The organism is Gardnerella sp. DNF01180P, assembly GCF_049244205.1.
GTDB classification, from domain to species: domain Bacteria; phylum Actinomycetota; class Actinomycetes; order Actinomycetales; family Bifidobacteriaceae; genus Bifidobacterium; species Bifidobacterium swidsinskii.
Genome location: NZ_CP058386.1, coordinates 558,269 through 582,214, shown reverse-complemented (window position 1 = coordinate 582,214; position 23,946 = coordinate 558,269). Strand labels below are relative to the sequence as shown.

The window sequence follows — 23,946 nt, the reverse complement described above, 5'->3', positions numbered from 1 at the left end:
CAAAAATTGCGTTTAAAGACAAGATTGCGTATATCATATTAAAACAAAGAATTTGTTGTCTACACAAGAAGCGAATTATGGCAGAAATAAACAAAACAGAAGATCAGAAGCTTGAACAAAAACTTGCTCGTCAAAAGCATCTTCGTGAAAACCACAAGCGCAATACTGCAGATTTAGTTGTTGAATGCTTGGTAAACGAAGGCGTTGAAGCAGTATTCGGTATTCCAGGTGAGGAAAATATTCCGCTTCTTGAAGCAATTGAGCGCGATGGACGCATTCGTTTTGTGCTTACTCGCCACGAGCAGGGTGCCGGTTTTATGGCAGCAACATACGCTCATATTACTGGAAAACCGGGCGTATGCTTGGCAACTCTAGGTCCTGGCGCATTGAATTTAACGCTTCCTGTAGCTCAAGCAAACGCAAGCACTACACCGCTTGTAGCGATTTGCGCACAAGGTAATGTTTCTAGGCTTTATAAGGAATCTCACCAAATTATTGATTTGGTTGCGCTCTTCCAACCGATCACGCAATGGTCTTCTATGATGCTTGCTCCAGAATCTGCGCCGGAAATGGTCAGAAAAGCTTTCTCTATTGCCGGTCGCAACCGTCCGGGAGCCACGTGCCTTGTTATTCCGGAAGATATTAGCGAAATGCCAGCACCTGACGACGCAAAACCTCTTCCACTTCCTCATCCTCTGCATATTATGCCAGCGCCCGACACTATTGAAGAAGCTGCTCAAATTATTAGTAAAGCAAAGCAGCCTATTATTTTAGCTGGAAATGGTGTTGCGCGATCTCACGCAGAAAATCAGCTTCTTGCGTTTGCCGAGCAGCTTAACGTGCCGGTCGCAACTACTTTTGAAGGAAAAGGCGTTTTCCCAGATAATCATCCGAATGCGCTTGGAGTCGTTGGATTTATGCATCGCGACTACGAAAACTTCGCTTTTGACACGGCTGATTTGATTATTGCCGTAGGTTTTTCAATTCAACAATTTGATCCTAAGAAAATCAACCCGAATATTGATAAAACTATTATTCACATCAATACTTTTGTGGAAGATACCGACGCGCACTACCCTACTGCGCTGAACATTATGGCGAATATTGGCCAAACGCTTAAAACTCTTACTTCGGTATTAAAGGATCGCAAAATTACTTTCGACGTAAGTCACCCTCGTATTCGACAACTTCTTACGGAAGAATTACATTCTTGCGAAAACGACGAAAGTATGCCAATGAAACCTCAGCGCGTAGTTTACGATATTCGCCGCGCTGTTCCTGAAGGAACGAAGGTGCTTGTAGATACGGGCGCTTTGAAAATGTGGATGGCTCGCTTGTACCCAACTATGCACCCGAATACTTGCATAATCGACAACAGCCTTTCTACTATGGCTTGGACACTTCCGGGCGCTGTTGGAGCTTCGTTTATTCGAGATAATTCCGGCAAAATGAACGCGAAACCGGTTTTGGCTGTGATGGGCGACGGAAGCTTTATGATGAACGTGCAGGAAATTGAAACTGCAGTGCGCGTTGGCAGCCGAATGGTAGTTCTTGTTTGGGAAGATAACGCTTATGGCTTAATTAAGTGGAAGATGGAGCTTCATGCAGGCGAGCACGAATACGTTGATTTCCATAATCCGGATGTGCCAAAACTGGCTGAAAGCTTTGGCGCGCGCGGTCATGCTGTTAAAAAGCCGGAGGATTTGTACAACATGTTGCGTGAAGCGCTGGATCAGGAAAACGGTGTCGATGTGATTTCTTGCCCAGTCGATTACAGCGAGAATATGAAGCTTATTGAAAAGCTCGGCGATATTGACTTTAGTAACTGAGTTTCAATAAATTTTTGCAGACAAAAGGCTACGTAATCACACTAGATTACGTGGTCTTTTGTTTGTTAGTACAGTTTTGTACAAAAGATTGCATGAAAGGCTACATGATTTGCGATTGTAAGTTTTTGCGAGCAGCTTCCATTGAAGTAATTTTTCCTAGAAGCTCAAGCTTTTCCTGACCATCCTTGAGTTTCGCCATACGCACTCTAGCAGCACCGATTCTACGCATATAACCGATATCAAGAAGGCGAATAAGCAGCTCGTTTGCATACTTACTTTCTGCACTCGTAGCTTTCCGCAAAAAATCTGAAGGAGATCCGTTCGAAACTTGCTGATTCTGTCGATTGCCGGTATCTTCCAATGTATCCGCAGGAGAAGGAAGCGGCAACGGCATTACAGAAAGTTCTGTAATAACGGATTCAAGCAAAGGACCTGCAGCTTTTGTCATCATGTGCAGCCACAATCCTTGCGAAACATTGCCAACTGGCAATCCACCTGCAGCTACAAATGCCTGAAACAGCGTACGAAATACTGGTGTAATAAAATTATTCAAAGTCAATTGCGCAAATAATTTTTCATCAAAAGCAAGCGGAACTTGCAAAAGTAACGCCATAAATTGTTGTTCGCACATAAATACAGCATCATCCACACGATAATAATGCTGATTTTTAGCAGAACTTTTAATAATTCCCATGCGAGAAGCTTTAAAACCTGCATTACGATCGTCATGAATTTGCTGACCAAAAGGCGGAATAACGTTATGCTTTTGCGCATAAGCATCGTCGTCACGCACTTTCAAACGTCTACGCGCAGACTCAACTTCATTGCGCATAACAGCTAAATCAACGCCAATTGAGCGCACGGCTTTGCGCATATACAAGTCAAGCAGCGAACGGTCTCGAATTTGCGCAATAAGAGGAGCGACAGCCTTTATAGCGCCCATTTGACCAGTAGTGTACGAAGTCTCAAAACGATTAATTACTGTGTCAATAACGAAATCGTATAGCGGACTTGCATGTGCAACAAGCGAACGCACAGCGTCGTCACCGCGCTGAATACGCAAATCGCAAGGATCGAGATTATTGTCTGCTACAGCAACAAAAGTTTGCGTCAAAAACGCAGAATCCAAACCAAAAGCGTGTAGCGCAGCCTTTTGACCTGCAGCATCACCGTCGAAAGTAAAAACGATGCGCGAACTTACAGACTGTCCATCTACCTTCAGCGGACCAACAAGCTGAATTGCACCCAAAGAATCGTCTGCAATAAGGCGGCGCACAATTTTTGCATGCTCAACGCCAAACGCAGTTCCGCAAGTTGCAACTGCAGTATCAATACCAGCTAAATGGCATGCCATAACGTCCGTGTAGCCTTCGACAATTACAACTTGACGCTTTTTTACAATATTTGCTTTAGCTAAGTCAATTCCGTACAAAACTTGCGTTTTTCGATACAGTGCAGTATCGGGAGTGTTAATATATTTTGCGCTAATGGAGTCGTCGTCATAAAGCTTTCTTGCACCAAAGCCAAGAGTTCGACCAGTCGAGTCGCGAATAGGCCAAGTTAAGCGACCGCGGAAATAGTCATATATTCCGCGCTGACCGAGTCTAGCGAGACCAGCATCAAGAAGTTCTTGACGCGTAAAACCTTTATTTGCCAAATATCTAACTAAATTATCCCAGCCTTTAGGCGCGTAACCACAAGAAAAACGCGCACTTTGTTGCGGAGTAAAGTTTCGCCCTGCAAGTAATTCGCGCGCAGGAGCTGCCTCTTTAGTGCCGAGATTTGAAACGAAAAACTTTTGCGCTTCTTCATTTGCTTCTAAAAGCCTGGCTCGTTTAGAACCGCGCGCTTGAGAATCATTATTTTGCTCCTGCTTATAATGCATCTCAATGTGATAACGATCTGCTAAAAACTCGACCGCTTCACGAAAATCAATATTCTCTTTTTGCTCAACGTACTTAAATACATCGCCGCCAGCGCCGCAACCGAAACAGTGCCATACTCCCAAGCTTGGTCGCACACTAAAACTTGGCGTTTTTTCATCGTGGAATGGGCAAAGACCTACAAAAGTGCCAGTTCCGGAAGGCTTAAGCGTCACTGTTGCAGACACAATGTCATACAAATCTGCCGCAGCGCGCACGCGCTCAATGTCTTCTTTCACAATCATTCCAACCATGCTATCTAGCTTATCGCAAATCTGCGTCGAGTGGTAAATTTCTTCGCCAGTGCTGGAAACTCCTAGTGGATTCGTTAGCACAAAGCCGCGTGAAGAGTTGTAGCAGAACCGTCTGTAAGACTTGCTACTTGGTCGATTGCAACACGAAGACGCTCATCATCGTTAGTGCACTCGTTCCAATCTCCCACGAATACTTCCTCCATTGCATCGTGCGAGCGCGGCGACTTGCTCATAAATACTTCTACTAAATCTGTCAAAATTTTCTGTTCGCGCTTATAAACTTCACGCTCTCGAGGGGCGATTATAAAGTGCACAGCTAAGCTTTTCAGCATCACAATTTCGTAGGAAGTATTTTCCGGAATCACAAGGTTTGCTCGGTAGCGAACAAGCGGACCGTTGCCATAACGCTCACGCGTAGCGTGCTCAACAGAGCTTGCAAAACGACCAATAAGAGCACTAGTAATATTTTTCAACTGCGCTAGCGCTCGACGAGAACCGTCGAAAGAATTAGGAAACATGTGAAGCGAGCGCAAACGTTTCAAAGCATCCAAAAGTTTATCTACATCCCAACGCTCACCATACCATGCGTGGGTTTCTTCAATAACTTCATCTACAACTTTTGAATCTGCAACTAAAGCCGGATTAAAAGCGCCGGTTACAATCGCATCCTCAATATCATGCACACTGTAAGCAATGTCGTCTGAAAGATCCATTATTTGACATTCCATTGGTTTTGCTTCGCATGGAGCACCAATTTTCAGCCATTCAAACACATCTCGATCATCCGGATACACGCAGAATTTCAAATCACGCTCGCCTTTATCGTGCGCTTTTGCTTCTTCTAATCCCCACGGATACTTCACTGCAGCATCTAATGCTGCGCGTGTAAGATTTACTCCTGCACTACTGCCGTTTTCACGAAAAACTTTCGGTTCCAAGCGCGTAAGTAAGCGAAGAGTTTGTGCGTTTCCTTCAAATCCACCAATATTTTTCGCTAATTCTGCGAGTGCGCGTTCCCCGTTATGACCAAATGGTGGGTGCCCTAAGTCGTGCGATAAGCAAGCGCAATCAACAACATCTGGATCACATCCAAGCATTGCTGCAATTTGCCTACCAATTTGCGCAACTTCCAAAGTATGCGTCAATCGAGTGCGAGCAAAATCATCCGAACCTGCAACTAAAACCTGGCTTTTTGCACCCAATCGACGAAGCGCAGACGAGTGTATGATTCGCGCGCGATCTCGTTCAAAAGGCGTTCTCACACGAGTGTGATGAGGCTCACTCGCCCAGCGCTCAGTATCATGCAAATCGTATTCGCCAACGATCTCATTATCCGATGCAATTACTTCGTTGCACATACAGCACCTCTTTTATTTGCAATTAAGGCTATTATTAACCTTCTAAAACAAGCAGTAACAAGCTATATAAGACTTTTTGCGTCCAGTTTTGCAATATCGCTAGAAGATAGCACTTCGTAAGCGTTGCGGTAAAGCCGCGGCACGCGAGGCCCAATTCCAGTCATGATTTCGTAGCTGATTGTTCCTGCAGCTTCTGCCCAATCGTCTGCAGTAGGCTCAGCAAATTTCACGCCTCTTCCAGGTCCAAAAAGCGTTACAGTATCGCCTTCTCGAACGCCTAACTCTGAAGCATCTCCTTTTAAATCAACTATGAACTGATCCATACAAACTCGCCCAGAAACGTTCAAAATTCGCGCACCTTTATTGGTTTCTACTCTAACCGGTCCGCCCGGCTTATCAATATGACGAGCACCTTGCATATCAAATCCAGAGGCAGAACGCAAAATTCCGTCAGCGTAACCAAGCGGCACAATAGCAGTACTCGTATTATTTGGAGTTAAATACGTACGCCCGTAAGAAATTCCATGCCCTTCTTCTACAGCTTTTACAGTGCCAAGTTGCGCTTGAAGCGTCATAGCTGGTTGCAATCCATAAGTTTGCGAATCCCCCATTGCAGGATCCGGCTCGTATCCGTACAAACCAATTCCTGGACGAACAAGCTCAAAACGAATTTCTGGACGATTAAGCGTTGCAGCAGTATTCGCTAAATGGCGGATTTTAGGTGCTAAACCAGCTTCACTCATGCGATTTGTAAACTCGTGGAATTGTTGGATTTGCCGGTCGGTTGCATCTACAAATTCTGGAACGTCCGGCGAATCTGCCACAGCTAAGTGACTCCATTGACCAATAACCTCAATTACACCTTCGCTCGCATACTGCTTTAACTTTGCTAAAGCGGCACTAAAACCTTCTGGCGTAAAACCGTTTCGTCCAAAACCAGTATCGACTTTTACGTGCACGCGAGCAGGCTTTGCTAAATTACGTGCAGCAACAGCTACAGCATCAAGAGAGTCAACAGAGCCTACTGAAATATCAATATCTGCTGTAATCAGATCTGCAAATCTCGTAGTTGGAGCACTAGTAAGCCAAGTGAGAATATGGCAACAGCTGGAATCAATACCTGCTGCGCGCAAACGTAACGCTTCGTATGGTTGAGCTGTGCCAAGCCAAGTAGCGCCTCCAGCTAATGCTGCTAGTGCACTAGGAATAAGCCCGTGACCGTATCCGTCTGCTTTTACGACTCCCATAACTTCCGGCGCATTCTGACCATGCTGCAAATCTTGCGAAACGCGCGCAACCAAAGTGCGCATATTGTCTCGAAGTGCCTTCAAATCGACGATTACCTGCCCAGGGTATGCACTTAACGCGCGAGCATAGTTTGCTTCTAACATTGCCGCATTACTTGCACTATTACTTGCCGCATTACTTAAATCTGTACTCATAACTCACCTAACTGATTTAGTATGCTTTTAATGCTACATGCTCTTTTGTATACTCTCCATAAGCTTTTAAGAACACATGCGCATTTCATATGACATGATTAAGTGTTTGCACCCATTGGTATGCAATACGTACTGCACTGTGTGCACGATCTGGAATAACGACCAATCCACAACGACTAAACCCTGCACGCGTAATTATTTTTTGCATAATTACGTTATCTGGATGCGTGTCAATGCGTACATTATTATAGTTTTCTTGCACCCAATGCAAGCACGCTGTTGCCATTTTTGGTTTTATTCCTGAAGACGCTAAGCGGTGAATTGTTACATAAGGAGAAATATCATCAAGCCACGCACCGTCAATACTGGCATACACTTCATCAACACCTTCGCATAATGCGAATTGCGCTAGAATACGCTCGTTATGCGATTCTGGATCCTCGTCAACAATCAAATAGAAACGTTTTAAACGAATATCCTCAATAACACTTGAAACAAGTGGAAAACTATTCCCCCACTGATGAGGATTGCCTGTAACACGCATAAATTTGCGAGCATTTTCATAAATATGCTCAATATCTCGCAAGTCACCAAGAGTTGCTTTTCTCAATGTTATATCTTCCATGTCAACCTCTAAAAAGAAAGCAAATAAAACTACGCAAAATTAGCTAATTATTACTTACACAAGTTTGCGCTCAAAAGGATCCGAACTAATTCCCTTCGCTAGAATATCTTTACACCATTGACTAGCACCAAATAAACTGTGGTCTCTATAGTTGCCACAAGATTCAATAGTTGTTGCAGGAACATCATCCCAAGTCGCCTTAAACGCAATAAACTCAAGAGATTCCTTTAAAGCGCGCGCCACATCTTCTGTGCTGTGTTCGCCCCAAGTTAGCAGATGAAAACCAGTTCTGCAACCAAAAGGCGAGCAATCAATATAGCCATCAATACGCTCGCGAAGTAACACTGCAATCATATGCTCAATTGTGTGCAAAGCTGCAGTAGGAATCGCTTCCTCATTAGGCTGCGTTAAACGAATATCATAGTTGGAAATAACATCCCCATTAGGACCTTTTTGCGTATTGATATAGCGCACATAAGGTGCTTTTACTTTAGTATGATCTAGTTCAAAACTTTCTGGTCTAGGTCTAGACGCATCCTGCTTATTCATAAGCATTCCCTTCACTTAACTACACAATAAACAACGTACTCTTTAACGTACTGAGTACTTCTATAGTAGACGGTAGTCGCCTAATTAGTTGAAAGATTTATTAGTTGAAAGATTTATTTACATGATTGCTGCGTTTACAAGAGCACGAGTGTAGTCATTTTGTGGATTATTGAGCACATCATTTACACTGCCACATTCCACAACTTTTCCTTCATTAAGAACAATAACTCGCGTTGCTAAATGCCGGATCATACCCAAATCATGACTTACAAATATGCATGACATGCTTTTACGCTCGGAGCGAATGGACGCAAAAGCGTCTAAAATGCGAGTTCTTTCAGCAACGTCAATTGCACTCATAGGCTCGTCAGCAAGCAAAACTCGAGGATTATTAATTAAGGCGCGAGCAATACAAACACATTGCGCTTGACCGCCAGAAAGCTCGTGAGGGTGACGTTCCAAAAAATCTTCAGGTTTTAAGCCTACTAATTTCAACATTTCGCAAACACGCTGCTCAATAGTTGCATCGTCTAATTTAAGCGATTTTCGCCATATTCTAAGAGGCTCAGCAACACTTTTTTGAACTGTCCACCTAGGATCCAATGCAGCAAACGGATGCTGAAATACAAGCGACGATTCGCGTCTCATAAGTGTACAAGCATTTTTATTTACTTCTAATAAATTGACGTTATTTACGATTTCACCGCAATAAGTAACGTTACCTTCGCAAAGAGTTTCAAGCCCCAACATAGCGCGTATAAGAGTTGTTTTGCCAGAACCAGATCCGCCAATAATCGCCAAAGATTCGCCAATATTAAGATGCAAATCTACACCGCTTAAAACTTCAGCACGAGTTTTTGCGCGACCTAAAGTAACGTGAATATTTTTTGCATTTATAAGCGAATTTTCTTCACTATTGCCAATACGGGAATTAAATTTCTTAAAATCAGCGTTTTCAGAATCAACATTTGCAGAACCCACTTTTACAGAATCTAAATTTTTAGAACCTAAATTTTGCGCTCTAAAAGTCAACTTTTTAGCAGCACTCACTAATTGTTTAGTCGAAGAAATACGCGGATTATCAAGCAAATTCTTAATATTTTCACTATCGACCACACGCCCAGAATCAAGCACATAGCAACGATTAGCAGCATGCGAAAGCACAGAAAAATCGTGCGTTACAAAAAGCATTGAAGCGCCCATATCATCTACAAGTGAAGCAAGCATTCGCACAACTTCACTTTGTGTAACCGAGTCAAGCGCAGTAGTAGGCTCATCAGCCAAAATCAAACGCGGAGAGGTAATCAAAGCTGTAGCAATACCAACTCGCTGCTGTTGACCTCCAGAAAGCTCAAACGTGCGTTTAGATGCGAGATTTTTCGACAACCCCACTTTTTCAAGCATCATGCATACTCGATTGTGAATATCGTCATCATCTAGATTGTAATGTATTCGCAAAGGCAAAGAAATTTGTTTTTCAACGCTTAGCATTGGATTAAGTGCTCTATTAGCTTGCTGAAATACTACACCAACGTATTTTCCGCGAATAGAAGCTAAATTTTCATCTTTTGCTTTCACCGTTTGAAGATTGCCAAGCATACAAGAGCCTGAAATTTCAGCATTTGACGGCAATAATCCAGTTATAGCTCGAATTAGCATAGATTTACCAGAGCCAGAGGAACCAACTAAGCCAACACGCTCACCGTCAGAAATCTCAATTGATACGTTGTCAAGAATTACTTTTCCGCCAAGTTTTAGCGTAAGATTTTGAATATTTAAGCTCATTTTTCCCCTACTTTATCCGTACTTTTTGATGAAGGATCTAAAACTTTGCGCAATACGTCACCAAAAAGATTAAGAGCAACAACAACCACAGTCACAATCAAACCCGGCCAGACAACCGATAAAGGATTTACGTGAATTAACGAAACAGAAGTAGCCAACACGCGCCCCCAGCTAGGAACTCCAGAAGGAACACCAATACCCAAGTATGTTAAGCCACTTTCAGCCAAAATAACAGTTCCTGCAGAAAGAGAAAGCTCAACAAAAGCAACAGGAATAATATTGGGTAAAACATGATGAATAAGAACATATTTACGCGAAGCACCTTGCAAAACAGCTGAAGTCACATAATCAGATTGCAACGCAAGCTGCGCACTAGGTCGTACAATACGTGCTAAATTCAAGCCATAGCCAGTTCCACAAGCAATAACAATCACAACAACACTAGCTCCAAACGGAACTGCAAGCATAAGCGCAATTAAAACAGTTGGAACAGAAATCAATGCGTCAACAGACATAATGCTTATTGTGCGAACCATTTGTGAACTAGAAATCATAAAGCTCAAAACAATAAACCCAACACAAGCAGCAACTAGAACAGTAGAAAAAACGAGAATCAGCTCAATTCTTGAACCTGCCATAAGCCAACTAAGCATATCTGAACCAGTGCCGTCCGTGCCAAGCCAATGCGAAAAAGACGGCTTCTGCCATACTTTAAAACCATTAGTTTCTAAAAGTGAGTACGGAGTCCATAAAAGCGAAAGCAACGCAACAAAAAACCATATTGCAAACGTTAAACACACAAATTTACCGAAAGTAGCATTCCATATGCGCTTACATAAAGTAGATTTTACTTTGATACTTTTTTTAGACATATTGCACATAAAAACTCACCTTATTCGCATGTTAGATTCAACAATAGGAAATTAATTCAAACTATCTTTAGATAACCTAGGATCAAGTAGTCGGTGCGTAATGTCAACTACAAAGCCGATTAGTAAGAACAGCGCAGCAAGCATAAAAAGCTCACCTTGCACTGCAATTAGATCGCGCAAACCAACATCTCGAACCATACCCGTACCAATACCAGGTAAGGAAAACAGGTTTTCAATAACCATCACACCCATAACCATATGAGCGAAAGTTAAACCAATAACAGATACAAGTTGAGGAAGAGCAAGCCGCAAACCAACACGCCACACAACTTGTTTGCGAGTCATTCCGCAAGCCATAGCTTGAGAAGCTACTTCACTTTTAACAATATTTTCAACAGTTGCAGCAGTGTAACGCATAAAACTAGAGCCAACAATAAGTCCGACTGTAAGAGCCGGAATAAGAAGAGACGCAAAAGCTTCAGGAAATTCACTCCAGCCATCTGTAGGGACACCTTGAGTTGGCAACAAACTGAACACACCAATACCGCGTCCTAATAGCAAAATAAGTAGCATGCAACCCCATAATGCTGGAACAGAGCCTGCTGTAATAGCCAAAAAGCGCATAATTGCCTGTGAAAGTTTGCCTTCATGAGTAATTTGCAAACAACCAAGTGAAATACCAACTACTAAAGCAATAAACAGACCCAAAAGAATCAGCGGAAAAGTAATAGAAGCACGCATCGCAATAGTTGAACTTACAGAACGACCAGTCAACATAGACACGCCAAAGTCACCGCGGAAAACACCACAAATCCAGTCAACATACTGCGTAAAAAGTGGCTTATTAATACCAAGTTCTGCTCTAAGCTCCTCTACTTTTCCGCTAGGAGCGTTTAAGCCGGCCATAACTTGCGCAACATCGCCCGGAAGTACACGTAACGATATGAAAATAACTACAGAAATGCCAAGTAAAGCAAGAAGAAACAGCAATACTCTGTAGCAAATCATACGAAACATAAAATGCCTACTTTCTATGTTCTTCTAGTCGAAACACACCACAAATACACAAATTCGGACACTAGTGCAGTTTGCGCGCTGCGCGAGTGTCTTATTTTGCCCATTTTGGGACACTCACGCAGATTACATACTGCGCGAGTGTCTCTGATTAGTGGTTTTCGGACACGCGCGCAGTTTCATTTCTACATTAGAAACTAGATGGCGACTAGCAAATAAAAATCAACTAAGTCGCAGGTTGTATAGCGGCAAAATCTCTTGATTCATATCAAAAGACATTCCTTCAAGATTCTTCACTTTCGCAGTTACAACGCGATAGTTAAACAGCCAATCAGCAGGAGCATCCTCGCTAATAATTCGCGCAGCTTGAGCAAGCAATTTATCTGACTCTTTAGGATCCGCACAAAGCATAGCTTTAGCATACAAATCCTGGACTTGCTTATTGTCATAACCGTAGTAATACGTAGGATCCGCCCACTGCCCAAAATCGTGACTCTCATTGTGATCAACCATCGACAAATCATACTGCTTATTCTTATAAACATCCTGAAGCCAAGTAGTAAACTCGACAATATTAACTTTCAAATTGATTCCAATAGGCTTCAATTGCGAGCGCAGCTGATCGCCAATTTGCGTGCCGTAAATATTCGGATAAGTAAGCGTCAAATCCATAGGATGCGATTCGTCAAATCCAACTTCCTTCATTAACGCCTTAGCGCGATGCAAATCATGTGGATACAGCTTAGTTAAATCCTCATAACCAGGGTCAAGAGAAGGAATTGGACCACCAAGAGCTAAATCCGTGCCGCCACGAGATGCAATAATTTGCTTGTGATCAATCGCGTAACGAATAGCTTTGCGCACGCGCTTATCTTTAGTACGTTCGCCTTTCATATTCATAGCTAGAACAAATTTATCTGTGCCATTACCTGCACTGACATCGTAACGCTTGGAATCATCTTTAAAAGGCTTAGCAAGTTGACCAGAAATAGGAGCTAATGCTTGCACAGAACCGGAAGAAAGTGCGTCAACTGCTGCGTTATCGTCAACAAAATAGCGAACTACTATCTTATTAGTTTGCGCACGATGAATACCTTTATAACGCGGATTTGCTTTTAAAACAACACGATCATTTGGCACAAATTTGTCAATTAGATACGGTCCAGAACCGACTGCTTGAGTTTTTGCATCATACTTTGCGTTTTTATCAAAAACTAAACCTGAACGACTGCAAAGTGCCCACAAAAGCTTAGCATTTGGCTCTTTAAGAGTGATTTCAAACGTGTAATCATCTTTTGCTTTAGCAGACTCAACTTTTCCAACCATGTTAGAGCCGCGATATTTTTTAGCAATAAGCTCGTTAAACGACCATTCCACATCATGCGCAGTAAGTTTATCACCATTAGAAAATACAGCGCCCTTACGAATGTGGAATGTGTAACGCAAACCATCTTTACTTACTTCCCAGCTTTGAGCTAACGAAGGAACTACCTGATTAGTAGCATCGCGAGCAACTAAGCCTTCATACACATTGCCAATAAGCAACTGGTCAAGCGATGAACCTGATTGATTACGGATATCAAGATTCGTAGGAGCTAGCTTTAGACCTATAGATACAGTTTTGTTCGAAATTTCCGATACTGAATTTGATTTATTTGGTTTATTAGATGTAGTAAGAGTTGCAAAAATTGCACTAAACACTACTACCAAAACAATAGCTAAGCCAAATAGCCATATCTTGCCCATTTTGCGTTTCGAGCCTGAATAAGCATATTTTTCAGCTTCATTCAGCGAAGAGTCAGTGCTCGCAGCGAAAGAAGTGCTTTTGTTAGCTTCATCGTTAGTTTTACCGGAGAATTTTTCAGTCGCGCCGTTTTCTTCGTGCACGCTTTCCTCAGGTTTGCTGTTAGACATACCATAAACCTTTCTTAATGGCATATAAACATTATTTATTTTGTTATTATTTATTCTTTATTTATTTTTGTCTTATAGCTCGCCGCTTTATTGGAAATGCACATTTGCAAACATAACTATTTGCATACCACATAAACCCAAATACAAGTCGACTGCATTACTAATCGTAGTCGATTGACAAGCCAGTCTCACCTATGGCGCGTCCAAAAAATCAAATCATATTTTGTATATTTTTGTAATATTTTTATGCCAATACATATGAGATATATCCTACGAATGTGGTTAAATTCCAACAGAACGTAAACTTGCAAACGTACGCAATAATCGACATAAGATTACAGCGTAGAAGCGCGCAAATTCACGAAATATTAAGATGCATACACGTATCTCATATGTTAAAGCTCATATGTTAAAGCTAAAGCGAGGAATGATGGCTGAGAACTTGAATACTACGGTAACTGTGAACGAATCCTCGGATCCGCAAAACAAAAGCGGCGAAGACCGTACAGCATTGAACCGTCAACTGGCACAAATGCTTAAAGGCGGCGTGATTATGGATGTCACCACCCCAGAGCAGGCGCGAATTGCTGAGGATTCTGGCGCGTGCGCAGTTATGGCTTTGGAACGTATTCCTGCTGATATTCGCGCAGCCGGCGGCGTTTCTCGTATGAGCGATCCAGCAATGATTCACGGCATTCAGGAAGCTGTGTCTATTCCTGTTATGGCAAAATGCCGTATTGGTCATTTTGTTGAAGCACAAGTGCTTGAAGCTATTGAAATTGACTACATTGACGAAAGCGAAGTGCTTTCCCCAGCTGACGACGTATACCACATTAATAAGCGCGATTTTGCCGTGCCTTTTGTTTGCGGCGCAAAAGATTTGGGTGAAGCTTTGCGACGAATCAACGAAGGTGCTTCCATGATTCGCACTAAGGGCGAGCCAGGAACTGGCGACGTGATTCAGGCTGTGCGTCACATGCGCATGATGAATTCTGCTATTCGTAAGCTTACAAGCATGCGCGAGGATGAGCTTTTTGAGGAAGCTAAGAATTTGCGCGTGCCTTTCGAACTCGTAAAGTATGTTGCACAAAACGGAAAGCTTCCTGTTGTTAACTTCGCAGCCGGCGGCGTTGCTACCCCAGCCGACGCTGCTTTAATGATGCAGCTTGGTGCCGAAGGCGTATTCGTTGGCTCCGGTATCTTTAAGTCTGGAGACCCAGCAAAGCGTGCTGCAGCAATCGTTAAAGCTGTAACTAATTACAAGGATGCCAAGATGATTGCTAAGCTTTCCGAAAACTTGGGCGAAGCTATGGTTGGCATTAACGAGCAGGAAATCAAGCTTTTAATGGCTGAGCGAGGCGAGTGATTTTGTCAAACTCACCTACCAATACTGATAACTCCGCTCATACTGTAGCAGTTTTAGCTGTTCAAGGTGCTTTTCTTGAACATCGTTTAATGCTTGAAAAATTAGGCGCACACGTTATTGAACTTCGTCAAGCGCACGACTTGGAGCAGTCTTTTGACCGCTTAGTACTTCCGGGCGGCGAAAGCACTGTGCAAGCTAAGCTTCTTCGTGAACAAAATATGCTCGAACCTTTGCGTGAGCGCATTGCAGGAGGAATACCTGTTCTTGGCACTTGCGCAGGTTTGATTTTGCTTGCGAAGAACGTGGAAGGTGACGAAGTAAACGGTTTTGGCACTTTAGACGTAACAGTTAAACGCAATGCTTACGGACGTCAGCTCGGAAGCTTCCATTGCGAGGCTGAGTTTGGTGAGCTAGGCAATGTGCCGATGACGTTTATTCGCGCGCCTTACATTGCAGAAGTAGGCTCTAATGCCAAAGCTCTTGCAACTGTAGATGGTCATGTTGTCGCCGCGTGCCAAGGAAAGCAAATCGGCACATCCTTCCACCCGGAGCTTGACAACGATACGCGAATCCACCAGCTTTTCCTGGATTTATAATCGAATTTGCAAATAAAAACGTAAGTAAAGCACCAGTTAAAGCGTAAATCTTAAATAAGTTACATACAAACCTTCGCAAGTAGCAATATTTGCGGAGGTTTTTTATTCTGAACATTGACACAGAACGAAAACTATCCTGCCTTCATATTTATCGACGAAGGCAGACCTCCCTCACATTTGGAGCACAACACAACCCAAACCCTCCAAACACGAGCAAAATTACCCACGTTTGGAGCAAAAAACAACAAATAAACGATATTTCTATTAGCGCAAGTTTCGTTGATAAATCGAAGCCATACCTTTGAAAATCAAGTCAGGATCGTAAAAGTCAATCGTTTTCACGTCTTTTTCAAACAATCTACCCAATCCGCCAGTAGCAATTACCTTAAACGGCTCACCAATCTCCGTCTTAAACTGTTCTATTGTGCGCTCAATTCCACCCAAGAAGCTGTAATATAATCCAGCTTGCATTGCGAGTTTAGTAGATTTTGCAAGAACAGACTGCGGTCTAGCTATTTCCACTTCTGGAAGCTGAGCCGTGTTATCCCAAAGTGCCGCAGCTGCAGTACGAATACCTGTGCAAATAAGTCCGCAAGTAATAGCACCACTTTTATCTATATAGTTGTAAGTTGTTGCCGTACCAAAATCAATAACTAGTACAGATCCTCCATACTCACTAAACGCACCAACGCAATCAGCTAAACAATCCGCGCCAAGAGTTCTTGGCTCATCAATACGAATATTCATACCGGTTTTAACACCAGGGCCTACAATCATAGGATCAATATGAAGAAATTTGATAATACTAGCGCGGAATGAATGCATAACTTTCGGCACAACAGAAGCAACGATAACATCTTCAACATCGTTTATTGTAAATCCGCTTAAATGCAAAAATTGCGCAATCATAATGCCATACTCGTCTGATGTATGATTAGACTTTGTTGTCATACGATAAGTGCCAACAATTCGGTTATTTTCCAAAAAACCCAGCACAATATTCGTATTACCAATGTCTACTGCTAATAACATGTGTGCCTACTTCCTATATTGGCATTTACGGATTAATTAAGTTAATCTGCAATCACGTGCGCACGTATTGTATGTGTATGTATACTATCCTATTGTATTTATACTACTTTTGCTAATAATCTTACATTTATACAAAATTAAGCTGCTTTTATGAAATCACTTAATTGTAATAAGTTACGAAATTATCTAACTACAAATCCTTGATTGTAACCATATTCTTGAAGATCTTTTTCCCACAATAAAAGACCATCTTTTAAAGAAATACGTTTACCAGGATCATCTGGAAGCCACAATTTACTTCCATCATCTTGAGTAACACCAGCATCAATCATGGCTTGCACGTTTAATCTAGCTAAAGATTTAACACTCCAGTCATATGCTCGACCCATAGTTGCTCTAAAATCACTTCGCGAGTACACTTCAAAAGGTAAATACCTGTATCCCGTATCCACGCGATTAGCGGCATCTGCAAATACACGATTAAACTTCTGACCGCCAAAATAAGGTATATCAATGCCTCGTGAATCACGAATAGTAGCTCTATCTAAAAATGACTTATCTCTAAGCGTAACAACATCTGCAGGAAACGCTCCACCATTGACACGAGTACGAATTCCATGCATATCATGGCATACAAAATTCACAAATCGCATTGCTGCTTCAGGCTTACGACTCGATTTAAGCACAGATAACGAAGAACCGCCCATTTCTGCATTACGCTTTTCTCCGTGCATAGTTGGCACATTCGTCACCTTCCACAATCCTGCAGTTCCAGGCACATTTTCCAGAAGCAAAGACGGCATCCAGGCTCCTGAGAAAACAGAAGCAATTTTTCCAGCTCCAACACCGTTCTTCCAGCGTTGACTCCAAGTTGTAGTTCTAATGTCAATCAAGCCTTCATCAATCATTGATTGCCAGAACTTTGTGAACTCTTCAGTACCCTTATCTTTACTCAATCTAACAGTAACTGTTTTCCCATCATGAGAAGTCATAAACGGGTGTCCACCTGCAAGCCAAATCATAGCGTTATAGAAACTTGCGTCACCTGAGTCTGCTGCAATATACACACCGATATCTTTAAGCTTACGAGCAGCATGACGGTAATCTTCCCAAGTGTGTATTTTTGTGGCATCTACACCAGCCTGCTTAAACACGTCATCATTATAAAACCAAGCCATTGGGCCAGAATCCATTGGCAAACCGTAAACACGTCCACCAAGTTGCACAGAAGACCATGTTCCAGGAGTATAGAAAGTGCGAGTATTTTTCACACGATCAGTAATATCTAAAAGCTGTCCACTTACAGCATATTGCGGAAGAGCAAAATATTCTAATTGAACAATATCTGGCATACCATAGCCATCTTGAATAGCGCTATTAAGATTGCTATATCCGCTAGTATCTTTTACAGTTACATGAACATCCGGATTATGTAGTTCAAATTCTTCAGCAAGTCGCTTCATGCTTGGTTCCCAAGACCAAACACTAATTTGAGTTCTAGAATCTTTAGTTCCGCATCCGCAAGAAAATAGCAAAGAAAAAACACAAAGCATCGACAGAAGCAAGCGCGAAAAATGATTGCGTTGTTGCAAAATTCTTGCAAATGCAGACATAAGATTTGCCATCCGTTACTTTATGTTACTCAACGTTGTTATGCGATTACTCAACAGTTACAGACTTTGCAAGATTACGAGGCTTATCAACATCATAACCTTTTAACTTTGCCATATCCATTGCAAATAATTGCAATGCAACTACATCTACAAGAGGACTTAGCAAAGTCGCACATTTAGGACGCCAGAACACAATATCGGCATAGCGAGAAGCATCCGGATCACCCTCTTCGGCAACAGCTATAGTGAAAGCTCCGCGCGCTTTAACTTCTTCAATTCCAGAAATAACTTTCGCATGAAGCACATCACGACCGCGAGAAGATGGCACAATCACAACTACCGGCTCACCTTCATCTACAAGCGCAATAGGACCGTGCTTAAGCTCACCTGCAGCAAAACCTTCAGTAAAGGTATACGCAATTTCCTTAAGCTTCAACGCACCTTCTAGTGCAACAGGATAGCCAACATGTCGACCTAAGAAAAGGAAAGATTTAGCTTCCAGAGTATGCTCAGCAGCTTTCATAATTGATTCAGATTGTGTATCAAGTACATGCTGAATTTTATCCGGCATCTCTTTTAATTGCGCAACGATTTGCTGAATTTCGTCGCGATACATAGTGCCTTTTACTTGCGCCAAAAACAGACCAAGCATATAAGCTGCAACTATTTGCGCAACAAAAGCTTTAGTAGATGCAACTGCTATTTCGGGACCTGCATGCGTGTAAAGAACTGCATCAGATTCGCGCGGAATGCTAGAACCTTGCGTATTGCAAATTGCAAGAACCCTACTTCCCTGCTCGCGCGCGTGACGCAAAGCCATAAGAGTGTCCATTGTTTCGCCAGACTGCGATATTGCAACCACCAATGTTCGATGCGTCAAAATAGGGTCACGGTAGCGAAACTCGTGCGCTAATTCAACTTCTACAGGCACACGAACCCAATGCTCAATAGCATATTTTGCAACCAATCCGGCATAACTTGCAGTTCCGCAAGCAACAACAATAATTTTGTCAATTGCGCGCAACACGTCTTGGCTAATATGAACTTCGTCAAGAACAATATTTCCCTGAGCGTCAAAACGCCCGCGCAAAGTGTCAGCGACAGCATGCGGATCCTCATGAATTTCCTTATCCATAAAGGAATCCCAACCGCCTTTTTCTACAGCAGACGCATCCCAGTCAACTGTAAAACAAGTAGGATTTTCAACAATATTATTGTCAAAATCAGTTAGAAGCAAAGATGCTTTGCCGCTGCCATCTACATCTCCAATGCACACAGCTTGATCTTGACCAACTTCCAAGACTCGATCCGTATAAGCAACAAAAGCTGCAACGTCAGAGCCAAGGAAATATTCACCGTCTCCAAGACCTACGACCAAAGGCGAATCGTGACGAACAGCAGCCACAATACCAGGCTGACGAACGTCAACAGCAAGTAACGTGAAAGCTCCTTTTAACATTTTTGCAGTATGACGAAGAGCTGTAAATAAATCCGGCTTGCCAGTTTCATCTACAATATCATTCGCAATTTTACCAAGTAATTTTGCAGCAACTTCAGTATCTGTTTGAGAAGAAAATTCGTATCCTTCTTCGTGAAGCTGCTCTTTTAATACAACAGCATTTTCAATAATGCCGTTATGAATAAGCGCGATTTTGCCATCTGCACTAGTATGAGGATGCGCATTAGTGTCACAAGGAGCACCATTAGTAGCCCAACGAGTATGACCAATAGCTGCACTCGCCTCAGGCATAGGATTTGCATCAATATCATTGCGAAGAACAGATAAACGACCAGCTTTCTTTCGCACAGTCGCACATTTCATTCCAGGAGCAACTAAAGCTACGCCCGAAGAGTCATATCCGCGATATTCTAGACGCTCTAACCCACCTAAACAAACTTCTAAAGGTTTTGCACAAACTTTTCCAAAACCTGCGTATCCTACAATGCCACACATAATCTTCTATTGTACGTTATGCGAGCGAGTGCACGCCAGAGAAGCACACAAAAACTACGCAAAACTACATAAATAAGATGTGTTTCTTACGTAAATTACAATACGTGATTTAGGAAATCTTTAAAACGATCAGTTTGCGGACTAGTAATAATATCTGCACTACCCTGCTCAACTATGACACCGCCATCCATAAACACAACCTGATCTGCAACCTCACGCGCAAAACCAATTTCGTGAGTTACTACAATCATAGTCATGCCATCTTTAGCAAGATTTCGCATAACGGTTAACACTTCACCTACAAGCTCTGGATCTAGCGCAGATGTTGGCTCGTCAAATAGCATAATTTCCGGTTTCATAGCAAGAGCGCGAGCAATTGCAACGCGCTGCTGCTGACCGCCTGAAAGTTCTGCAGGATAATGGTTCATACGCTCATCCATGCCAACTCGCTTTAGTTCTTCAATAGCTAAATCGCGCGCTTCTTGAGCTTCCATATGCATAACATGAATAGGAGCTTCCATAACGTTTTCTAAAGCCGTCATATGAGGGAATAAATTAAAACGCTGGAATACCATGCCAAGCTTCGCACGCTGTTGAGCAATTTCTTTGTCGTTAAGAGCCTGCAGACATCTCTCACCTTTATGCATTACTTGCTTTACACCGATGCGCTCGCCATAAATACTTATACTTCCTGCAGTCAAAGTTTCTAGTTGATTAATTAAACGCAATAATGTCGATTTTCCTGAACCGGACGGACCCAAAATAACTGTTACACTACCTGGGTTCACTGTCATATTAATACCGTTAAGTACATGCAATTGACCGAAAGATTTTTGCACATCGCTAATAGCAACCGCAGGAAGATTAGATTTTGCTTCTACCATTTATTCACATCCAATTTGTTTGTTTCATGCAAAATTTAAAGTTTACAAAGAAAAATATTAAAATTTAAGCTATTATGCGCTTATTTAAGCATTAAATCCGAGCATAGCAGCATCATTTCGTCCTTTAACATTTTTCCGTTTAGCATCTAATGATTGATCGCCGCGCTGATCAGAATCAGTATTAAGTTGAGCATGCTTTACAATATCTCTTGCTTCAAAACCTTTAGCAAAATGCTTCTCGAGCATGTATTGCAAAACCATCAAAATGGAAGTAATAATCAAATACCAAATACTCGCAACAAGAAGAAGCGGAATTGGTTTATAGATACGGTTAGCAATAGCATTTGTAGCAAATTGCAATTCAAGAGTAAACGGAACTGCAAGAACTAACGAAGTCGTTTTTAGCATACCGATTGTTTCGTTACCAAGCGGAGGAACAATAATACGCATTGCTTGAGGAAGAATTACACGCCTCATAGTTAAAGCTCTACCCATTCCAAGAGCCTTAGCAGCTTCAACTTGTCCACTATCAACGGCTTCCAATCCTGCTCGAACGATTTCCGACAAATAAGCGGATTCATTCAAAGACAAACCAACTACAGCAGCAGTAAGAGAAGTCATAATTACATTAGAATCAATAGACCAAAATTCTACAGAAGTAAAAGGAATGCCAATACTAATTCTCGGCACAAGCACTGCAAACATGCCCCAAAATACAAGCTGCGTATAAACAGGAGTACCACGGAAAAACCAAATAAAGAACCAACTTACGCCACGAAGCACAGGATTAACTGACTTGCGCATCATCGCTAAGCCTACAGCAAACACGATTGAAATTACCATAGCAATTAGCGTAAGAAGTAACGTCCAGCCAATACCAGAAAGCACGTTATCGCTTATTAAATATATTCCGACTACTTGCCATTCAAAACGAGGGTTAGTAATAATACTGTAAAGAAGCGAACATGCTATTACAGCTACAATGACTCCGGCAATAATAGGTCCTGGCTTTTTTACTGGCAAAATACGTTCAGAGTTAGTTACTCCGGACTTGCTCTTAGCAGAGTTACCAATTAAAGAATTCAAAATATGCTCCAATAAGTACGTTTATACAAAAACAGCAAAGTAAAGAAACAATCTGAGCCGAGAATTCAATCACGACTCAGATTAACAATATCATTTTAGATAATTATTCAATTATTTGATAGCTAAAGTTTCATAGCTAAAGTTTTATAGTTTTGGATTAACTACAGACTTTTCAATAGCAACATCTTCAACGCCCCACTTCTTCAAGATATCCTTGTAGACGCCGGATTTCATAAGCTTATCAATGCCAGCTTTTACAGCCTTCAGCATCGCTGCATCACCCTTTTTAACAGCCGCTCCCATTGGTTCAGAATCCTTGCTGTTTTCCAAAATTTCAAGCTTTCCAGGATTCTTAATTGAAGCGTAACCTGCAACAGGAGTATCTGCATACATAACATCAGCGCGACCGGAAAGAAGTGCGGTAGTTGCGTCAGTTTGCTCCTTGAAGCTCATGATTTCAAGAGGCTTATTTCCTTTAGCTGCGCACTGTTTCTTTGCTTCTTCCATAATAGGTTCGCCAACAGTTCCAGTTTCCAAAGTTACTTTCTTGCCACAAAGGTTCTTTGGATCTACTTTAGTAGGATTTCCCTTACGCACTTCAAAAGACAAACCTGCGTTTGCATAAGTAATAAAGTCTACAGACTTCATACGTTCAGCATTTACTGTAAAACCAGAAATACCGACATTATATTTGCTTCCTATTGCTGGAATAATTGAGTCAAACTGAGCATGCATAATTTTTGCTTTTAAGCCCATGACCTTTGCAAGAGCCTTCGAAAAATCAATTTCGTAACCTACAGGAGTTTTACCGTCTGCAGCAAAGAATTCTGCAGGGGCATAACTTACGTTTACACCAACAGTTAACTCTCCTGTTTTTGCAACTGGTGCTGGTACCAAGGCTGCAACAGCATCATCTTTTTGCACATGACTTACATCATAGCTACGAGCAACATCAGGGTCTGCTTCTTTAGAATCAGCAGGTCCACATGCAGCAATACTGCCAATCATTACTAAAGATGCAACAATAGCAACAGGCTTCATAGATTTAAACATAGTTCTTCTCCTCATGTATGTACTAAGAATCTATAATTTGCATTAATGTGTATAACTATACACGATAACCCTACAAATTCAACAGCCTTTTATACGATTATTGAATATACAAAGATACTCATGCGGTACATCTGCACAATAATTATGCTTTTCATAAACAAAAACTGCATATTATTCGCAATAATGTATAATATGTGCGTGTCGCATTGCCTCACTTTTTATCACGTGCGAAGCAAGCAAGTGTTTCACAAACGCATAAAAAAGAAGCGTCAACTCTTAATCAATACTACGAGAACGCAGATTACGGTAACGCATTTCACGCAAAGCCTCTCGCTTATCTTGCTCCTCACGCAAAGCCTGACGCTTATCAAATTCCTTTTTACCGCGCGCTAAAGCAATTTCTACTTTTACGTAGCTTCCCTTAAAATACAAACGCAAAGGCACAACAGTGTAGCCTTTCGCCTCAGTTTGCCTAGAAAGCTTAGCAATCTCAGCAGCGTGAAGCAGAAGCTTACGCTTGCGCTTAGGAGCATGATTATTCCATGTGCCGTTTAAATATTCAGGAATATTTGCTCCTTCAAGCCACATTTCACCACGACGATCAATATTCACAAATGATTCAGCTAAAGAAGCACGCCCTTCGCGAAGTGACTTAACTTCAGTACCAGTAAGAGCAAGACCTGCTTCATAACAATCTTCAATTACATAATCATGATGCGCTTTACGGTTTTGTGCCACAGTAACAGTGCCATCTTGCGCAGGCTTATTTGCCATAATTCCCCTCCAGTACACATCACA

19 protein-coding genes are annotated in these 23,946 nt (G+C 42.0%); 3 read left to right on the top strand and 16 right to left on the bottom strand.

Annotation, left to right across the window (positions count from 1 at the left end; genetic code table 11):
- Window positions 1-77 precede the first annotated feature (77 nt).
- Window positions 78-1,829, top strand: coding sequence for an acetolactate synthase large subunit (locus HXT40_RS02165; protein ID WP_082915474.1), 1,752 nt, complete (start codon window positions 78-80; stop codon window positions 1,827-1,829).
- Between the two features lie 100 nt (window positions 1,830-1,929).
- Here HXT40_RS02165 and dnaG read toward each other — a convergent pair whose 3' ends face one another.
- From dnaG to HXT40_RS02120, 9 genes are all read right to left on the bottom strand, one after another.
- Window positions 1,930-4,086 (bottom strand): DNA primase, encoded by a 2,157-nt coding sequence (gene dnaG, locus HXT40_RS02160; protein ID WP_421777303.1) that lies wholly within the window; start codon window positions 4,084-4,086, stop codon window positions 1,930-1,932.
- Window positions 4,080-5,363, bottom strand: coding sequence for a deoxyguanosinetriphosphate triphosphohydrolase (locus HXT40_RS02155; protein ID WP_076002958.1), 1,284 nt, complete (start codon window positions 5,361-5,363; stop codon window positions 4,080-4,082). The genes dnaG and HXT40_RS02155 overlap by 7 nt, the downstream gene beginning before the upstream one ends.
- 62 nt (window positions 5,364-5,425) lie before the next feature.
- A complete protein-coding gene (alr, locus tag HXT40_RS02150; protein WP_410310339.1) occupies window positions 5,426-6,805 on the bottom strand; it encodes an alanine racemase in 1,380 nt (459 codons plus the stop codon).
- A gap of 85 nt (window positions 6,806-6,890) precedes the next feature.
- The gene (locus HXT40_RS02145; protein ID WP_248893448.1) at window positions 6,891-7,430 is read right to left on the bottom strand and encodes an N-acetyltransferase; all 540 of its coding nucleotides are present in this window, start codon (window positions 7,428-7,430) and stop codon (window positions 6,891-6,893) included.
- 54 nt (window positions 7,431-7,484) lie between these two features.
- Window positions 7,485-7,979: an S-ribosylhomocysteine lyase gene (locus HXT40_RS02140; protein ID WP_004106032.1), complete on the bottom strand. Its 495-nt coding sequence runs from the start codon at window positions 7,977-7,979 to the stop codon at window positions 7,485-7,487.
- A gap of 117 nt (window positions 7,980-8,096) precedes the next feature.
- Window positions 8,097-9,764: an ABC transporter ATP-binding protein gene (locus HXT40_RS02135; protein ID WP_415691701.1), complete on the bottom strand. Its 1,668-nt coding sequence runs from the start codon at window positions 9,762-9,764 to the stop codon at window positions 8,097-8,099.
- Window positions 9,761-10,645 (bottom strand): ABC transporter permease, encoded by an 885-nt coding sequence (locus HXT40_RS02130; protein WP_248893452.1) that lies wholly within the window; start codon window positions 10,643-10,645, stop codon window positions 9,761-9,763. Before HXT40_RS02130 ends, HXT40_RS02135 begins: the two co-directional genes overlap by 4 nt.
- 42 nt (window positions 10,646-10,687) lie before the next feature.
- On the bottom strand, window positions 10,688-11,653 hold the full coding sequence (locus HXT40_RS02125; protein WP_248893454.1) for an ABC transporter permease: 966 nt from the start codon (window positions 11,651-11,653) through the stop codon (window positions 10,688-10,690).
- A gap of 219 nt (window positions 11,654-11,872) precedes the next feature.
- Entirely contained in the window at window positions 11,873-13,564 is a 1,692-nt protein-coding gene (locus HXT40_RS02120) for an ABC transporter substrate-binding protein (RefSeq protein WP_421777302.1), read from the bottom strand.
- 532 nt (window positions 13,565-14,096) lie between these two features.
- On the opposite strand from HXT40_RS02120, the gene pdxS reads away from it, so the two are divergent.
- Complete coding sequence (pdxS, locus tag HXT40_RS02115) at window positions 14,097-14,930, top strand: pyridoxal 5'-phosphate synthase lyase subunit PdxS (RefSeq protein ID WP_050397242.1); 834 nt, start codon at window positions 14,097-14,099, stop codon at window positions 14,928-14,930.
- On the top strand, window positions 14,927-15,526 hold the full coding sequence (pdxT, locus tag HXT40_RS02110) for a pyridoxal 5'-phosphate synthase glutaminase subunit PdxT (protein ID WP_421777301.1): 600 nt from the start codon (window positions 14,927-14,929) through the stop codon (window positions 15,524-15,526). Before pdxS ends, pdxT begins: the two co-directional genes overlap by 4 nt.
- A gap of 264 nt (window positions 15,527-15,790) precedes the next feature.
- Here pdxT and HXT40_RS02105 read toward each other — a convergent pair whose 3' ends face one another.
- The 7 genes from HXT40_RS02105 to smpB all read right to left on the bottom strand — a co-directional run bounded on the left by HXT40_RS02105 (window position 15,791) and on the right by smpB (window position 23,922).
- Window positions 15,791-16,558 (bottom strand): type III pantothenate kinase, encoded by a 768-nt coding sequence (locus HXT40_RS02105; RefSeq protein ID WP_119504488.1) that lies wholly within the window; start codon window positions 16,556-16,558, stop codon window positions 15,791-15,793.
- 182 nt (window positions 16,559-16,740) lie between these two features.
- Window positions 16,741-18,171: an ABC transporter substrate-binding protein gene (locus HXT40_RS02100; RefSeq protein WP_076003173.1), complete on the bottom strand. Its 1,431-nt coding sequence runs from the start codon at window positions 18,169-18,171 to the stop codon at window positions 16,741-16,743.
- Between the two features lie 46 nt (window positions 18,172-18,217).
- On the bottom strand, window positions 18,218-20,125 hold the full coding sequence (glmS, locus tag HXT40_RS02095) for a glutamine--fructose-6-phosphate transaminase (isomerizing) (protein WP_421777300.1): 1,908 nt from the start codon (window positions 20,123-20,125) through the stop codon (window positions 18,218-18,220).
- A 95-nt stretch (window positions 20,126-20,220) separates the two neighbouring features.
- A complete protein-coding gene (locus tag HXT40_RS02090) occupies window positions 20,221-21,009 on the bottom strand; it encodes an amino acid ABC transporter ATP-binding protein (protein ID WP_116773689.1) in 789 nt (262 codons plus the stop codon).
- Window positions 21,010-21,093: 84 nt separating this feature from the next.
- On the bottom strand, window positions 21,094-22,095 hold the full coding sequence (locus HXT40_RS02085) for an amino acid ABC transporter permease (RefSeq protein ID WP_102155694.1): 1,002 nt from the start codon (window positions 22,093-22,095) through the stop codon (window positions 21,094-21,096).
- 144 nt (window positions 22,096-22,239) lie between these two features.
- On the bottom strand, window positions 22,240-23,148 hold the full coding sequence (locus HXT40_RS02080; protein ID WP_004108432.1) for an ABC transporter substrate-binding protein: 909 nt from the start codon (window positions 23,146-23,148) through the stop codon (window positions 22,240-22,242).
- Window positions 23,149-23,424: 276 nt separating this feature from the next.
- The gene (gene smpB, locus HXT40_RS02075; RefSeq protein ID WP_004107461.1) at window positions 23,425-23,922 is read right to left on the bottom strand and encodes an SsrA-binding protein SmpB; all 498 of its coding nucleotides are present in this window, start codon (window positions 23,920-23,922) and stop codon (window positions 23,425-23,427) included.
- Between the last annotated feature and the right edge of the window lie 24 nt (window positions 23,923-23,946).

What these genes read in the sequence shown, in the direction of transcription:
- HXT40_RS02090 (WP_116773689.1), bottom strand. Translation starts at nt 21,009, where the DNA reads ATGGTAGAAGCAAAATCTAATCTTCCTGCGGTTGCTATTAGCGATGTG.
- HXT40_RS02135 (WP_415691701.1), bottom strand. Translation starts at nt 9,764, where the DNA reads ATGAGCTTAAATATTCAAAATCTTACGCTAAAACTTGGCGGAAAAGTA.
- HXT40_RS02120 (WP_421777302.1), bottom strand. Translation starts at nt 13,564, where the DNA reads ATGTCTAACAGCAAACCTGAGGAAAGCGTGCACGAAGAAAACGGCGCG.
- HXT40_RS02105 (WP_119504488.1), bottom strand. Translation starts at nt 16,558, where the DNA reads ATGTTATTAGCAGTAGACATTGGTAATACGAATATTGTGCTGGGTTTT.
- HXT40_RS02130 (WP_248893452.1), bottom strand. Translation starts at nt 10,645, where the DNA reads ATGTGCAATATGTCTAAAAAAAGTATCAAAGTAAAATCTACTTTATGT.
- HXT40_RS02145 (WP_248893448.1), bottom strand. Translation starts at nt 7,430, where the DNA reads ATGGAAGATATAACATTGAGAAAAGCAACTCTTGGTGACTTGCGAGAT.
- glmS (WP_421777300.1), bottom strand. Translation starts at nt 20,125, where the DNA reads ATGTGTGGCATTGTAGGATACGCAGGTTTTGGAAAAGTTTGTGCAAAA.
- HXT40_RS02165 (WP_082915474.1), top strand. Translation starts at nt 78, where the DNA reads ATGGCAGAAATAAACAAAACAGAAGATCAGAAGCTTGAACAAAAACTT.
- HXT40_RS02080 (WP_004108432.1), bottom strand. Translation starts at nt 23,148, where the DNA reads ATGTTTAAATCTATGAAGCCTGTTGCTATTGTTGCATCTTTAGTAATG.
- HXT40_RS02125 (WP_248893454.1), bottom strand. Translation starts at nt 11,653, where the DNA reads ATGTTTCGTATGATTTGCTACAGAGTATTGCTGTTTCTTCTTGCTTTA.
- HXT40_RS02140 (WP_004106032.1), bottom strand. Translation starts at nt 7,979, where the DNA reads ATGAATAAGCAGGATGCGTCTAGACCTAGACCAGAAAGTTTTGAACTA.
- HXT40_RS02100 (WP_076003173.1), bottom strand. Translation starts at nt 18,171, where the DNA reads ATGTCTGCATTTGCAAGAATTTTGCAACAACGCAATCATTTTTCGCGC.
- HXT40_RS02155 (WP_076002958.1), bottom strand. Translation starts at nt 5,363, where the DNA reads ATGTGCAACGAAGTAATTGCATCGGATAATGAGATCGTTGGCGAATAC.
- pdxS (WP_050397242.1), top strand. Translation starts at nt 14,097, where the DNA reads ATGCTTAAAGGCGGCGTGATTATGGATGTCACCACCCCAGAGCAGGCG.
- alr (WP_410310339.1), bottom strand. Translation starts at nt 6,805, where the DNA reads ATGAGTACAGATTTAAGTAATGCGGCAAGTAATAGTGCAAGTAATGCG.
- smpB (WP_004107461.1), bottom strand. Translation starts at nt 23,922, where the DNA reads ATGGCAAATAAGCCTGCGCAAGATGGCACTGTTACTGTGGCACAAAAC.